General features: G+C 40.9%; 17 protein-coding genes. 9 read left to right on the top strand and 8 right to left on the bottom strand.

Annotated elements, in window-relative coordinates:
• Positions 1 to 23: 23 nt before the first annotated feature.
• Positions 24 to 584: a DUF4136 domain-containing protein gene (locus MZ182_RS14045; RefSeq protein WP_011788682.1), complete on the top strand. Its 561-nt coding sequence runs from the start codon at positions 24 to 26 to the stop codon at positions 582 to 584.
• A 342-nt stretch (positions 585 to 926) separates the two neighbouring features.
• A complete protein-coding gene (locus MZ182_RS14040) occupies positions 927 to 1,568 on the top strand; it encodes a trimeric intracellular cation channel family protein (protein WP_041412371.1) in 642 nt (213 codons plus the stop codon).
• A gap of 47 nt (positions 1,569 to 1,615) precedes the next feature.
• On the opposite strand, the gene tpx is transcribed toward MZ182_RS14040, so the two are convergent.
• From tpx to MZ182_RS14025, 3 genes are all read right to left on the bottom strand, one after another.
• On the bottom strand, positions 1,616 to 2,209 hold the full coding sequence (gene tpx / locus MZ182_RS14035) for a thiol peroxidase (RefSeq protein WP_248065815.1): 594 nt from the start codon (positions 2,207 to 2,209) through the stop codon (positions 1,616 to 1,618).
• A 109-nt stretch (positions 2,210 to 2,318) separates the two neighbouring features.
• The gene (locus MZ182_RS14030) at positions 2,319 to 3,146 is read right to left on the bottom strand and encodes a mechanosensitive ion channel family protein (protein WP_248065816.1); all 828 of its coding nucleotides are present in this window, start codon (positions 3,144 to 3,146) and stop codon (positions 2,319 to 2,321) included.
• A gap of 34 nt (positions 3,147 to 3,180) precedes the next feature.
• On the bottom strand, positions 3,181 to 3,774 hold the full coding sequence (locus MZ182_RS14025) for an OmpA family protein (RefSeq protein WP_248065817.1): 594 nt from the start codon (positions 3,772 to 3,774) through the stop codon (positions 3,181 to 3,183).
• 321 nt (positions 3,775 to 4,095) lie between these two features.
• On the opposite strand from MZ182_RS14025, the gene ltaE reads away from it, so the two are divergent.
• Positions 4,096 to 5,109, top strand: a complete 1,014-nt coding sequence (gene ltaE / locus MZ182_RS14020; RefSeq protein WP_014611012.1) for a low-specificity L-threonine aldolase — start codon at positions 4,096 to 4,098, stop codon at positions 5,107 to 5,109.
• A 404-nt stretch (positions 5,110 to 5,513) separates the two neighbouring features.
• Here the strand turns inward: ltaE and MZ182_RS14015 are convergent, their stop codons facing one another.
• The 3 genes from MZ182_RS14015 to MZ182_RS14005 all read right to left on the bottom strand — a co-directional run bounded on the left by MZ182_RS14015 (position 5,514) and on the right by MZ182_RS14005 (position 9,620).
• Positions 5,514 to 6,338 (bottom strand): zinc-dependent peptidase, encoded by an 825-nt coding sequence (locus tag MZ182_RS14015; protein ID WP_248065818.1) that lies wholly within the window; start codon positions 6,336 to 6,338, stop codon positions 5,514 to 5,516.
• A 100-nt stretch (positions 6,339 to 6,438) separates the two neighbouring features.
• The gene (locus MZ182_RS14010; protein ID WP_248065819.1) at positions 6,439 to 8,175 is read right to left on the bottom strand and encodes a GGDEF domain-containing protein; all 1,737 of its coding nucleotides are present in this window, start codon (positions 8,173 to 8,175) and stop codon (positions 6,439 to 6,441) included.
• Entirely contained in the window at positions 8,172 to 9,620 is a 1,449-nt protein-coding gene (locus tag MZ182_RS14005) for an ABC transporter substrate-binding protein (RefSeq protein ID WP_411028091.1), read from the bottom strand. Before MZ182_RS14005 ends, MZ182_RS14010 begins: the two co-directional genes overlap by 4 nt.
• A 291-nt stretch (positions 9,621 to 9,911) precedes the next feature.
• On the opposite strand from MZ182_RS14005, the gene MZ182_RS14000 reads away from it, so the two are divergent.
• The 5 genes from MZ182_RS14000 (at position 9,912) to MZ182_RS13980 (ending at position 12,442) form a co-directional block, all read left to right on the top strand.
• Positions 9,912 to 10,370, top strand: a complete 459-nt coding sequence (locus MZ182_RS14000; RefSeq protein ID WP_011788691.1) for a GNAT family N-acetyltransferase — start codon at positions 9,912 to 9,914, stop codon at positions 10,368 to 10,370.
• A gap of 157 nt (positions 10,371 to 10,527) precedes the next feature.
• Positions 10,528 to 10,737, top strand: a complete 210-nt coding sequence (locus MZ182_RS13995; protein WP_011788692.1) for a DUF3820 family protein — start codon at positions 10,528 to 10,530, stop codon at positions 10,735 to 10,737.
• A 126-nt stretch (positions 10,738 to 10,863) separates the two neighbouring features.
• On the top strand, positions 10,864 to 11,166 hold the full coding sequence (locus MZ182_RS13990) for a hypothetical protein (protein WP_011788693.1): 303 nt from the start codon (positions 10,864 to 10,866) through the stop codon (positions 11,164 to 11,166).
• Between the two features lie 169 nt (positions 11,167 to 11,335).
• On the top strand, positions 11,336 to 11,848 hold the full coding sequence (locus MZ182_RS13985) for a GNAT family N-acetyltransferase (protein WP_011919662.1): 513 nt from the start codon (positions 11,336 to 11,338) through the stop codon (positions 11,846 to 11,848).
• 60 nt (positions 11,849 to 11,908) lie between these two features.
• The gene (locus tag MZ182_RS13980; RefSeq protein ID WP_011788695.1) at positions 11,909 to 12,442 is read left to right on the top strand and encodes a GNAT family N-acetyltransferase; all 534 of its coding nucleotides are present in this window, start codon (positions 11,909 to 11,911) and stop codon (positions 12,440 to 12,442) included.
• Between the two features lie 130 nt (positions 12,443 to 12,572).
• On the opposite strand, the gene MZ182_RS13975 is transcribed toward MZ182_RS13980, so the two are convergent.
• Positions 12,573 to 13,268, bottom strand: coding sequence for a pirin family protein (locus tag MZ182_RS13975; RefSeq protein ID WP_011788696.1), 696 nt, complete (start codon positions 13,266 to 13,268; stop codon positions 12,573 to 12,575).
• Between the two features lie 11 nt (positions 13,269 to 13,279).
• On the bottom strand, positions 13,280 to 13,723 hold the full coding sequence (locus MZ182_RS13970) for a DoxX family protein (RefSeq protein WP_011788697.1): 444 nt from the start codon (positions 13,721 to 13,723) through the stop codon (positions 13,280 to 13,282).
• A gap of 166 nt (positions 13,724 to 13,889) precedes the next feature.
• Here MZ182_RS13970 and MZ182_RS13965 point away from each other — a divergent pair, with 166 nt between their 5' ends.
• Positions 13,890 to 14,783, top strand: coding sequence for a LysR substrate-binding domain-containing protein (locus MZ182_RS13965; protein ID WP_248065820.1), 894 nt, complete (start codon positions 13,890 to 13,892; stop codon positions 14,781 to 14,783).
• Positions 14,784 to 14,810: the final 27 nt, after the last annotated feature.

The following is a 14,810-nucleotide window of genomic DNA, read 5'->3' as shown; positions in this document are numbered from 1 at the left end:
TTTGAACATTTGAGGAAAATAAGATGAAAAACATAATTGTTGGTTTAGCCGTACTGGCATTGAGTGCTTGTAGCTCACTCAAGTCTGGTTGGGACTATGATCCTAGTGTCAGTTTTACTCAATATAAAACCTATGCTTGGGTTGCTCAAAAAAATGATGAGTCTGGATATCATTTGGATGGCTTGATGGATCAACGGGTCAGAGATGCTGTTAATGCACAATTAGCAGCTAAGGGAATGAGCTTAGTTGATGCAAAAGAAGCGGATGTGTTAGTAAATTATCTCACAAAAGTCGATAAGAAGATTAATGTTGATACCTTTAATACTAACTTTGGCTATCATCCCTACTATGGCCCAGGTTGGGGATGGGGCGGGAATATGCAAACTCAAACGACAGTTAGAGAGTATGAAGTTGGTACATTAATAATTGATTTAATCGATAATAAAACCAGCAAGCTTATTTGGCGAGGTTCTGTTGCCGATACCATTCGTGATAAAAATACTCCATCAGAAAGAGTCCAAACTATCAATAAAGCCGTTGGTAGTGTAATGGCTAATTATCCCCCTAAACCTGATATTAAATAGTGATCAGAAGATACAAATTAAGCGACCTGCAGGTCGCTTTTTTTGACTGTTTTTATATTGTTAGTCGATAAAAATGCTTTTTATGCAGTTATTTACAATATTGACAAGTTCTCTTTATTTAAACTTATTGAAAAGATGATCCATCTTCAATGGTAATTTTTGAGTTAATACTGTTAGTTTACTGTTATTGTTGTTTTTATTATATGATTGTTGTATTCGGTTGCCATCCTCACATTTTATTATCTATTATTTTTTCTAATGATAACTTCAAAATTAAATCATTACATAACTTGAGTTTTATCAGGCAGAATCTGCTTCTTTTTACTGTAAATGACCGTTGAAATGCAAGAAACACAATTTATTGGATTACTATGGTTTGTTGGTATTCTTGCTGAAGCGATGACGGGGGCCTTGGCAGCTGGGCGAAAGCAGATGGATTTGTTTGGGGTTGTGATCATTGGCTGCGCAACGGCAATTGGTGGCGGTACCCTAAGAGATATGATGTTAGGAAACTATCCCCTGATCTGGGTTGAGAATGTACATTATCTTCTCGCCATAGCATTTGCGTCTTTATTGACAGTCGCCATCGCGCCTGTGATGCGCTATTTGTCTAAACTTTTTCTTGCTATAGATGCTTTAGGGCTTGCGGTATTTTCAATTGTTGGGGCACAGAAAACGTTAATGTTGGGATTTAGTCCCACAATTGCGGTTGTGATGGGGTTGGTTACAGGTGTATTTGGTGGCGTAATTCGCGATATTTTGTGCAATCAAGTACCTTTGATTTTTAAGAAGGAACTTTATGCCGTTATTTCACTTTTAACAGCTGGATTATATATTACCCTCAAAGCCTACCAGTTGACGGAATGGATTAACCTTGTGATTTGCCTTAGTATCGGCTTTAGTTTGCGGATGTTGGCGCTACGATACCATTGGTCAATGCCTACATTTGATTATCAAGCAAACAGTGATCAACAGTCCCACTAAATTTAAGAAGCAGGGAAGGCAAACTCCCTGCTTTTTTACTTTGGCGCTTACTGTTGGTTTTGGAGCGTTTTTAACGCTTCGAGTGCGGCATCATAGTTAGGATGATCAGTGACGTTTGGCACTAATTCTTGATATTGGAGCTTACCTTCAGCATCAATAATAAAGATGGCTCTAGCCAATAAACCATAATTCTCAATTAACAGACCGTACTTCTCACCAAAATCACGCCAGACTGAATCAGAAAGTACTTTAATTTTGTCAACATTTTCAACTTTGCAGAAGCGCTTCTGTGCGAATGGAAGGTCAGTGCTTATGGTCAAAATAACGACATCATCTGAAAAGTGGCTGACTTCGCTGTTAAAGCGTTTTGTCTGTAGGGCGCATACGCCAGTATCTAGGCTAGGTACAGCGCTTATTAGCACCACTTTACCTTTAAAGTCACTTAAGGTAACTGGGGTAAATTGCTCATCGACCACTTTAAATCCCGGTGCAATTTCAGCGAGTTGAGGTAGTTTACCTTTGAGGCTCACATGCTTCTCACCCATAAGTACCTGTGGTTTCTCATTAGCGAGAGCATTTGAACTCAGTAGTGCTAAACTATAAAAACAGCAGGTGGCAAAAAATGAAATAGACCCTTGCATTTTATCTCCTCGTATTCATCTTTCTGTATCAGCTCACCATTAAGTTACACTAAAATAATTGTATGAGTTGTAAAAAAGGTCGGTATTAACCGACCTTTTTTAATATGAATTATTTATTTTCAGGTAATTGCTTTACATGAATATCCATTTGCGGAAATGGAATTTCAATATTAGCGGCATCCAGAGCATTTTTTATTTGCTCAAGGATCTCAAAACGTGCAGCCCAAAAATTAGGCGTTTTAACCCAAGGACGAACTACAAAATTAATAGAGGAATTTCCCAGTTCAGATAATCCAACGGTATAGGATGGATCCTTTAGTACATATTGGTTGTTATCTAAGATATCTGTTAATACTTTTTTAGTTAATGCAATATCTGCTTTATAAGATACACCGATAACAAGATCGATACGGCGATTTTCTAAGGCTGAGTAGTTCGTGATAGTGCCATTCATAATTGAGGAGTTTGGTGCCACAATAACTTTATTATCAGGAGTGCGTAGTTTTGTTGAAAAAATAGTGATTTCATCGACAGTACCAGCAATACCAGCGGCTTCAATATAATCACCTACACGGCATGGACGGAATAATACCATTAAGACGCCAGATGCAAAATTAGATAATGAACCTTGTAGCGCTAAACCTACAGCTAGACCTGCTGCACCGATAACGGCAACAAGCGATGCTGTTTGTACGCCAATTTGCCCTAATGTTGCAATAATAGTAAAGACAAACACAATCGCCCAGGTTAAGTTTGCAACAAAAGATACAACAGTTGGATCAACTTTACGGCTGTTTAGTAATTTACGAATAACCTTTTGCGCTACGCCTGAAAAATATTTACCGACAAAAAAGATAATAATAGCGAACAGAGTTTTTAGACCATAGGCCATCAATAATTCTGGTGCTTGATTTAATAAACCATCTAGATTTTCCATTGAATAACTCCCTAAATAAAATACGCTAACAAAACTATTTATTATTGACGATAAATTGTACTCGTCGATTTAATCTGCGTCCTTCGCTAGAACGATTATCTGCGACAGGTTCAGATATACCTTTACCTACAATGGTAAATCGATTTGGGTTAAAACCATAGTATTCAACCAAAATTCGTCTCACATTTTCAGCACGCTGTAGCGATAGCTGATAATTAAACTCAGGTGTACCGACAATGTCAGTGTGCCCAACTAAGAGCAATGCGACATCATTATTGGCTTCTAAGAATGCTTTGACTAAAGCTAAAGATTTCCATTGCGATAAGTCTACCTCGGCAATCGCAAATTCAAAGTAAACGATTGCTGTCTCGATATTATGACAATCAGTACTTGAATAGGTACTAGGATCATTGATGTCACATTGAATATTGTGAGTGGTGACTTCTACTTCATGGGGGCAGCCATTTGCTAATACTTTTGTATTTATGGGGGTATCTGGACATGCGTCTTTAATGTCTGGCACACCATCTTGATCGGTATCCTGCCAAGCATAAACCTGTGATGTTAGACTTAGTCCTAATATCAAAAGTAAAGGCTTAATCCAATGCAATAGGGATATATTCACCATAAATCACCTTATATATTGTGGGTAGAGCAGTCAAAAATACCAATAAATTTACTCAGCTGTAGCATGACAACCTTCGCACTGCATTCTATCTATTTACGGGTAATTCGCCAAGCTCAACGCTGATTTTTCATTTGCTAGCTCATCTCTCAACCGCTGAAATAATCAGAGTATATTCATTTTTACTTTAATGTTTCTCAAAGTATAAATATATCGACTTAGCAATGGTTATGTTGCTCTTGGCTTAGGCAAACTATACAAATTTTATCTTTGGCGTTAGAGTCACTAACTCATTGTGATTACGCAAATAAAATTGAGGGCAAGATGATAGATTTACGCAGTGATACTGTTACCCAGCCGACTGAAGCCATGCGGTTAGCTATGTCCAGAGCTGAAGTCGGAGACGATGTATATGGTGATGATCCTACCGTAAACAGCTTACAGGATATGGCTGCTGAGATGTTTGGTTTTGAGAGTGCGCTGTTTACGGTTTCTGGCACTCAAGCAAATTTACTTGCTTTAATGGCTCATTGTGAGCGTGGGGATGAGTATTTGTGCGGCCAACAGGCGCATAATTATAAATTTGAGGGCGGTGGTGCTGCAGTTTTAGGCAGCATTCAGCCGCAGCCATTGATAAATCAATTGGACGGCACTATTGTGCTTGCAGACATAGAGGCTGCGATTAAACCTGATGATATCCACTTTGCTCGCACCCGTTTATTGAGTTTAGAAAACACCATTGCGGGTAAAGTATTACCGCAGACCTATCTGGCAAATGCACAGGCTTTAGCTTTTCATCGTGGTTTGAAAATTCACCTTGATGGGGCGAGAGTAGCCAATGCTGCGGTAGCACAAAATATCCCTATTAGTGATATCACTGCGCATTTTGATTCTGTTTCCATCTGCCTTTCAAAGGGGCTTTGCGCGCCCGTGGGTTCATTACTCTTAGGTGATGAGCGTTTGATTAAAAAGGCAATACGTTGGCGTAAAATGCTTGGCGGTGGTATGCGTCAAGCGGGGATATTAGCTGCTGCTGGTAAACTGGCATTGACAGAACAAGTAGAGAGACTTGCTGAAGATCATGAAAGTGCAACTTATTTTGCCCAGAAATTAACCGAGTTTGCCGAATTTGAGGTTGATTTAACCACGGTACAAACCAATATGGTGTTTGCGACTTTGGCGCCGCATATTGACGCTATGTTATTGGCCAAACGGTGCCAAGAGGCTGGGATTTTAATTAGCCCTGGACGGACAATTCGTTTCGTTACACATAAGGATGTTACTCGTCAGGATATTGATAAAGTGCTAAATATCTTTAAGTTACATTTTCAAGCGTAATTGAACCTTCGCTATTTACTGTCCGAAAGGTTCGTCTGGCAAGTTCTTGTGCTTACCTTCGCCATGCGAACCACTCGTTATTTGAGTTGAATAACGATAGTTCATTCTTCGTTTAATTGTTATGACATCAGGATATATCACTGGGGCAGATATAGGTTTAAACCTGATAATAGTTCAAATAAAGGGTGGGTATTGAACAAACTTGAACGGTGATAAAGATGATCGCTGCACTGTGTTAGATGGGCAAATCGTTAGAAAAGCTGACCAAGGATGACGTTCTTCTCGCACTTCTAGGGCGTTGGTGATGCAGGATAATGCTTCGACTTCTCGCAATGAGCTAATGTGTGCATTACCGTATGTTTGCCGTAGAAAATTCAAATTACAAGATGATTAATTTTGAGTCATCAGTGCCAGTTTATTGGGTCAAGTTGATAGAAATGGCTGATTTCGCGATAAAGATTTGGATACTGCTGATACAGTGCTTCGGGTTTTTCAAAAAAAACTTCAGTGATAACAGCAAAAAATTCAGCAGGGTTAGTGGCGCCATAATAATTAAATAGCGAAGGGCGTCCAAGTGCCGCTGACTCTTCTAATTCGGCAAAAGTTTGGCTTAGTACGGTCGACCAAGTCAGGTAGTCAGCACTGTGTTGCAAAATGGGGGCTCCATTAGCGTGCCCATCTTCTTGATCGAGTTGATGGGCAAATTCGTGGATCACGACATTGTTGCCATCATGGGGATTGGCAGCACCATCGAGTGTATTTTTCCATGAGAGGACGACTTTTCCCTGCTCCCATGATTCCCCAGCGAGTATATTGCGTTGTTCCCACACAACACCATTGGTGTCTTGTTGTTGATTACTCACGATAAAGGCATCAGGGTAAACCAAAATTTGTTTCAGTTTGGGATAAAAGTCTGTTTTCCGATTTAATAATAACAGACAGCCTTGGGCGGCAATGGTGACTTTAACTTCATCATTAATCTCTAATCCATCGCATCCGATAAAGCTTTTTTCATCAATGAATATTTGAATATGCCGCTTAAGCTGAAGTTGAAGATCGCTTGGTAGTGCATGAAAATAAGGCAATCTTTGCTTGAGGATTGCGCGCCACACCTTAGGAAAGGGTTTGGCTATCACTTTACGTCTATGTAAGGTTTTGCGCCAACGACTCGAGAGTAGCCAAATGATAGCGCCAATGCCCAACATGAGAGTGAGTACAATAGCTAACATAGAGATCCTTTCACGTTGTGAGTATATTAGCAAATGGGGGTGAAAGGTTGAAAGTCAACTCCTTGGTTAAAAATAAAACGGATTTTCCTATAAACATGTCTTAGTAATAACGCAATGGAATGTTAATAAGCGTTTCAGTGCGATTGCGCCCCGTGAGTTTTGCGTGATAGAGGGCTTTGTCGGCTCGCTTTATTAGGCTATTTGTATCGAGTCGCTCGGGAGGATGCCAACAGGTAATACCTGCACTGATAGTGACAATACCTGCATGGGGAGAGTCTTCATGGGGGATCTTAAGATCTATAATCGTTTCCCGTAAATGTTCTGCAATTTTGTATGCATCTTCAAGGTGCCTTGATGGAAGTAAGATCATAAATTCTTCTCCACCATAACGGGCAAGGGTATCTGTTGGTCGCTGCAATATGGACTTGGCGGCATTGACGATTTGCTTTAGGCACTGATCTCCTATCACATGTCCATATCGATCATTAAATTGTTTAAAGTTATCGATATCAAACATCACAATACTTAGTGGTACTTGATGGTCGTTAGCATATAGCAATTCTTTTTCAATCTGATTATCTAAATAACGGCGGTTATAACAGCCTGTTAACCCATCGGTTTCAGCCATGGCTTTGACTTGTGCGGCATAGGTTTTTAAGGTCGCGAGTGAATTCACCATTTGCTGAAGCTCAAGGTTATCCGTTATGGGCATTGGAGTATCAAGTTTTTCATTGGCGATGGCATCCATCGCATCGCGTGTGGCAATGACGGGTTTAATGATGCCCTTATCGATAAAGTGCCAGCTTGTGAGCCAGATAAAAAAACAGTACAAGACGCCACCACAAAAGATAAGCAGAACAAATGCCGTACTATGGTTTTTAAGATCACCTCCGGCTTTTTGGATTTCACTGCCGACTTGTTCGACAAGGGTTTGTGTAAATGTAGCAACCAACTGTGCAGCATTTGCTTGATAGGTTAAATGAGCATTAGCAATATTATTGCTTTTCAATGCATTACGCGATAGTTCAAATAAATTATCATCTCCAACAACATTTTGTTTTATTTGCGATAGCCAATCTACATATATACTTTGATTTTTATCGAATGCGGCTAACACAGTTTCCATACTGATTAGATGGCGCATAGCCTCCCGTTGGAGTTGATTTAACGCGACAATATGTTCAGCATTTTTGACTTGGGTAAGTAATGTGAAAAGATGCTCCCCTTGATGAAGGTATTCAGATAGAAATTGATTTTCTTTAATATTATTTGAGATTGCATTGAGGTCTTTTTGGGTCATAAGTGGTGGGTAACTATTATGTATTTGTTTTAGTTGGACTTGCATCTTATCGCCAAAAGAGGATGCCAAACTGGTCAAGTTAGCTTGAATATTTCCTGCCTGTAACTTTGCTTGTAATGCATTATCAGTCAATGTGCTAAGTAGCGGTATTTGCTGCATATAATAAAGTTGAGTATCGATAATATTATTTATCGCTTGCTGTAATTGAGGGGAGGTCTCCAGCTTGGCGATTGTTCGAGAGCTATCAATAAGCAGCCCCCACTGTGTTGCTAGTTCACTTAAAAGCTGCAGACGTTGTAACTCATTATCATAGTGGTTGAGTCTGGTCGTGATGATTTGTAGCTTTTCAGTATCTTTAGCCAGTTCTAATGCAGTGCTGACTTTTACCACATCTTCAGTTACTAAATCTTCAATTTCGGTCCTTAATTGGTGGGAGAGTAAAAGCGCGATAATACCGTTAAATAGCGCCATGCCCACTATGATATAGAAGGCGAAGGTGATTTTATGTTTTAAACTTGTCAACCGTTTAGAGGTCATTTTTCATCTTTCTTGTCAATCGCAGGCACTTCCCCATAGGTATTTTGGAGATTTTTTATCTTAGTACTTAATTTGCTGAAAATATCAGTACTATCTGTCGTTTTATGGCTCGCGGCATAACATGCTTGAGTCAGTTCAGGGTAGATTTGCCCCATTGCTGTGGTCGTAAAGTGGCCAAAAGTTAATACCTTCGTTGACCAAAATAAATTTGCTATATGGCTGGCGTTGAATGCCCCTGCGATTTCTCTTAATGCTTCTTTATTAAATTCAGGGGCAGTGACAACATCCATACGACAGGGGTTACCTCCTCCAAGGGCATAGGCATACTGTGCTTCATAGGTTCCCATATATTTAAGGAGCCAATAGGCTGCTTGTGGGTTCTTGCTGTCATAGCTGACTGCAAAGGCATAGGCTCCGTTATAGGGGTGTCCTCCAGGAACCTGAGCGACCGCAAGGCGTGCGCCAGGGATATTTTTCTCAACACGAAAAGAGATTGGCCATAGGTTATTGTAAGCAAAGGGCCAGATAGCGGCTTGTCCTGTAGCAATGGCATTTGCGGCCTCATTAAAGGCAAATTGTTCATTTGCAGGCACTGAATATGCCATCAATTTGCGGTAAATCTCGGCGGTTCTTATGGCCTCATGATTAATCATTGGTACTTCAAAATGAGTAATTTTTTGTTGGTTATTAAATCGAGGCCACATCCAAGCTCCTCCTTGGCTCCAGAGTATGCTCGAAAACTCATCATTGATATGGGGTTTATTACCTGACATTAATGCAAGACCGTAAAAATCGTGCGATAAGGTTTTCCCCCCAAGTTCAGAACCTGCTTTGCGGGTAAAGAACATGGCTTGGTCGAGAAGTTCTTCAGGTGTTTTGGCGGGCGTTAATGGATAACCGAAACGTTCTAAAAAGCGAGCCTGCTCAGTGGGATGATTAAAAAGATCTTCACGGTAATGACTCCCCATTACATAGTTATTATAGGGAATGGCATGAATTTCGCCTGAATAAGATAAAATATTGAGCAGGGAGGGGTAATAAGGCTCAAGGTACCACTCCATCGCTTTTTCACCGTCGGGATCGTAAAGTTTTGCTAATTCTAAGAGGGGAACCGTATAACCATTCGATGCCCATTCTTTTGCCCATCCCGCTTCCATGGTGAGCAAATCATATGTTCCTTCGCCTTGTTTTAATGCCTGAGTTTGAAGGTTAAACATTAACTCAAGTTCAGTGCTGACCACTTTGACACTGACGCCCGTTTTTGCTGTAAATCTAGGAAGCATTTCTTGGGTGAGATAGTCCGTCCAAAATTCTTTTTCAGCCACGAGAGTGATAGGCGTTTTATTTGTCAGTGGTGGAATTTGAGCTAATGAAAATTCAGCCTTCAACGGCGTCACTAGCGTCAATCCAAATCCAATGAGTGCTACATGAAGCTTTTTTAACAAAAAATGCCCCTTATTTTTATCGGTAATACTAACGAAACGATTTTTTATGCTTGTTGTATGTTAATGATAGGCGGGATAAAAATTTATGCGGGGGTTTTTGAGGGTTTTATAGCATAAAAAACGATAACCTAAAGATTTTAAAAAGTTGAAGGGAGTTACGGCGTTTTTATCAGTCGAAAGTAGGTATAGAAATAGGTGTCAGTGTCATCAAACTGCCAAATAATCCCATTAATATCTCCATAGTATGCCGTCTAATCACCTTGATGTTTACCATTAGAGAAGGGATGCAAAATGGATATCAAAACTATTATGCCAATCGAATTTGAATTAGTTGAATCAGCGCCTTTATTCCATGAGTTACTCTATCTACGTGATGCCGTAGGACGGCCATCGATAGGGGTTGACCTCGCGGATCATCGGCAGTCCCAAGTATTGTACTGGGTTTCTGTACGGATTAAGGATGCAGTGGCGAAAATGCAGTCAAATGTGGTTGCAACAGCCTGTGTCTATCGAGATCGGCCTACGCATTTGGCCATTGAAGATTTTATTGTTCTTCCTGAATATCAACATTATGGGCTTGCAAAAATAGTCTTAGAACGGGTAATGACCTTTGTGGATGAGGAGGTTAATTCGGGTACTTGTGTGAGTATAAATGCCTATGGAGAAGATGAGCGCTTGTGTACTGAGTATGGTTTCGTGCATTCCCATTGTGCCAGTCTTGGTCCAAATTTATTGAAAATCTATGCCTAATGTAGGCATTCTCGGGAGTGTTTGTACTCCCCACGGTTTGGTGTGACTGCGTTATTTACTTTGCATTGTTAGTGATTTATGCAGGTATTTACTCAGTTTCTGATGTAGGATCTTGAGCCATAGATTACGTATGGAGCACTGTCTCTAAGGTGATAATATGGATCAGCAACAGCTTATCGATGCCGTTAACCAAACTATGCCTTTTGGTAAATATGCTGGACGAAAACTGTTAGAATTACCTGAGCCTTATCTTGTGTGGTTTCATAAACAGGGGTTTCCTCAAGGAAAGCTCGGAGAACAGTTAGCGTTGATGTACGAAATTAAGCTTAATGGCTTGGAAGGAATGCTAAAACCGCTATTGAAATGAGTTCCCTCCCACGAGATAAAAATCATACTTTTGCGATAGGTGTTGTATTTCGTGATAGAGATTGGCGATTTATTGCTTTTGACATGCTTTAATGAAGCATATTAGCAAAACAAAAGGAACGTAGGCATGATGGCAAAATTAGTAAAATTAGCAGCAGTAGCAACCTTAGCCTTAGGTATGTCAAGTGCTTGGGCACAGGGCGTAACCCATGAAGGAACTGTTGTTGATACAATGAACGGCGGTGGTTACACCTATGTTCAGATTAAAGAGGCAGATCAGACTTTTTGGGCTGCAGGTCCTCAAACTGAAGTTAACAAAGGTGATAAAGTGGCCGTTGTTGAACAAATGTGGATGAACGAGTTCACCAGTAAAACATTAAATCGTACCTTCGATAAGTTGCTTTTTGTTGGACAAATCGAAAAGAAATAATCGCGTTAATATTGCCATTGGTGAACGCCAGTTATTAAACGGCCTCGAAAATTTCGAGGCCGTTTTGTTTTCAGTGGTGTATTCCCTTCTTATTTAGAGTGCGCTAATGCTGTCGGTAATCTAAAAAATGCGGCAGAATAATCGTTGATTAATTTGGAGCTTGAAATCAATGGTGACTCTTGTTCGACAAGTGGAAATCCAACCCTACCAACCTAAATATGCTCAAGCAGTCAGTGAGCTATTTCACTTGTGTGTCCACAACATTGAGCATGAACGCTATTCGCAAGCGCAGCTTAATGCTTGGTCTAAAGCGCCAAGATCGGCTAAACATTGGCATTTGCGTTTAAGTCGTTCCCAAGCTTGGATTATTTTGGTGACATCGACCGAGAGCTTATCTAAGATTTGTGTTGGTTTTATCAACGTTGAAACCGATTATTACCATCGTGGTTATATTGATAGCTTCTATATTCACCCCGATTGGCAGCGCCAAGGGGTGGGTGGGCGTGTTTATTGTGAGTTAGAACAGTGGGCTAGGGGGCAGGGATATGCCAGCTTAAGTGTTGATGCCTCTTATTTATCTAAGGGGTTGTTTACCCAATTGGGATTTGTCCAAATCCAACGTAACTATCAACAAAAACTGGGGCAAGTGCTCACCAGTTTTTATATGACCAAAAAACTGTAACTGAATGGGATTAGTCTCCCTTTTGTCAATTGACCCTCATTTTCCAGAGGAGTGAACACTATGCAGATACGCTTATTCTCCCCTAAGGATGTTTCACAAATAGCCTCCGTATTTAATGCCAGTGTCATGGAAGGCGCACAGGAATATTACTCATTGACCGAACGTTTAGCTTGGGCACAAAATCAAGGTGAAGCCCGTAGTGATGATTACTGGCTTGCTAAGCTTGAAGATACAACCACTTGGGTGGCAGAGCTGAATGATAAATTAGTGGGTTTTATCACCTTGAAACCTTGTCCTATAGTTGAACTCGATGTGCAAGTTGGTGAGGTGGATTGTTTATTTGTTCACCCTGAATATAGTCGAGCAGGTGTTGCCACTCTGCTATATCTGGCATTGTTTGAAGAAGTCAAAAAACGAGAATTTAAGCGTTTGACCGTCGAAGCCTCATATCAAGCTCGGCCATTTTTTGAAAAGCATGGATTTAACTGTATTCGCCGTAATGAGCTGCGTCGATATTTAACTCCAGAGGATAAGCTACAGGATAAAGCACAGATATTGGTGAACTTTAGTTTGATGCTTTCACTTTCTCACTGATGTGGCATTTATTCACTAAGACTTTACTTGGTTAATGGCTTTTGATGCTATCCCATTTGGGCAATAAAAAAACCGCCAATTTACATATAGGCGGTTTTTTTGTATTGAGTCCGACTAAGGCAATCTGACATTAAGCTAAGTCAAATACGAGGGCAGTTACTGTCCCTTGCAATGCCGTAAATGTCAGTGTATCCAGTTCTGTGATGTGGGCACCATCCCCAGGATTTAACAGAGTGCCATTGATACTCAATTGTCCTTCAACTAATTGTACATAGAGATTACGGTTCGTTTGCACTTGCTCCATCGTCACTTGCTCGGCAGGGGCAAGCTGTAGTCGATAGAGTGTTGCATCTTGTTGTACTTTCAGTGTGCCATTTTCACCTGTTGGAGTAACTATTGGCGTAAGCGCCGAAGTTTGAACAAACGCTTTTTGTTGATAGCCCGCATCAATCCCTAAGGTGTCTGGCTGGATCCAAATTTGTAAAAAGTGTAATGGTTCAGTGTTTGAAGCATTGAATTCGCTGTGATAAATCCCTTTACCCGCAGACATCAATTGAAACTCTCCTGCTGGCAAGGTTTTGATATTTCCAAAACTATCTTTGTGGGCGATAGCGCCAGATATCACATAACTGATAATTTCCATGTCTTTATGACCATGGGTATCAAAACCTGCACCGGGCACCACTCTATCATCGTTGATGACTCTTAGGGATGAGATCCCCATATGTGCGGGATCATAATAGCTAGAAAAAGAGAAAGTATGTTGACTCTTTAGCCAGCCTAAGTCTGCTTGACCACGATCCTGTGCTTTTCTTAGTGTGATCATACTATATCCCCTTATTTGATGCGGTTGGCCAATAAGTTGTCTAGCGATAATTTACCAGCACCTGAAATCGCAAGAGAGACAGTTGCTGCTAATAGGGCTAAGCCAAACTCATAACCGTTATTGGCAAGGAACAGGCCATTACCTATATGCACTGAAAAAATCGCGACAACCATAGTGAATGACAATACAAGGGCCGTTGGTCGGGTTAGTAGGCCGAGTAACAGGAATAGGCCGCCGAAGAATTCACTTGAACCTGCCATGAGTGCCATTAAATAGCCTGGTGTTAGACCAATTGATGCCATCCACTGCCCAGTGCCTTCTAAGCCGTAGCCGCCAAACCAGCCAAACAATTTTTGAGCACCGTGGGCGATTAAGATGATCCCTATCGGAATACGCAGAGCCAGTGGTGCAAAGCTAGGAGCTGATGTCAGTGTTTTTACGATGAGTGCTTTCATGGGATATTCCTTATTTCAAATTTTTTAACTAAGTGAGTTAATCGTATTGTTAGGTGGATGTTCTCTTTGAACCTCTCCATTGCTAAACAGTTTAGACTTGACCTCAGGCAAAGAAAATCGGAACATTTTCAATATTAATTTCAAATAATTTGAACAAGAGGCGCTTATGTTGCCAGCCATTAGCCTTGATGGATTAATTGTGCTCGATGCGATTGATAAAAAAGGGAGTTTTTCAGCCGCGGCAGAATCGTTATTTCGAGTACCTTCTGCCTTAACCTATACAGTACAGAAACTTGAAGGCGATTTAGGTGTAAAACTATTTGAACGTAAGGGACAAAGAGCTGAACTGACACTAGTCGGTCAATTAGTATTGCGTCAAGGTCGGGAGATCCTTGCTGCCACATCAAGGCTTGAAGAGGCTGTACGCCAATTGGAAACGGGCTGGGAGTCTTCCTTAACCTTAGCGATAGATACTGTTGTACCGATTTCTCCTTTATTGCAGCTTATTGGTGAGTTTACGGAGTTGGGTAAACAAGTCACGGTGAATATTAGTGAAGAGTCCTTAGGTGGAGGTTGGGACGCGCTCTATTCAGGGCGAGCTGATATTGCTATCGGCGTTACTGGGGAACTGCCAAAAGGACAATATCATTTGGTTGAAATTGGCCATCTTGAGTTTGTATTTGCACTTAATCCAACCCATCCCTTGGCTTTGTATAAGTTGCCGATACCGACTGAGGCGCTGTTACAGTTTCCATCTATAGTGGTTGCGGATAGTTCTATGGCATTAGCACAGCGTTCAAGTGGTTTATTCGATAGTCGACAAGTGATTCGAGTACCCAATATGCAAACTAAGATTAAAGCGCAGGAATTGGGCTTAGGCGTCGGATATATTCCTGCGCACCTTATTACTAAAGAACTGGCCTCGGGTGATTTGATTGCCTGTGCAGTCGAGATCCCCCGCCCCGCACAGAAGGTATTTTTGGCATGGCGCAAGGGCAATCAAGGTAAGGCACAAGCTTGGTTTGCCGAGCGGTTACCCCATTGTGAATGGCTGTTTTAATTTAATATGTCAGGTTAGACAGCTTAG

It is taken from the genome of Shewanella sp. JNE2 (assembly GCF_023159115.1).
Lineage (GTDB): Bacteria > Pseudomonadota > Gammaproteobacteria > Enterobacterales > Shewanellaceae > Shewanella > Shewanella putrefaciens.
Note: the sequence above shows the minus strand (reverse complement) of the source record. Positions and strands in the feature narration are given on the sequence as shown.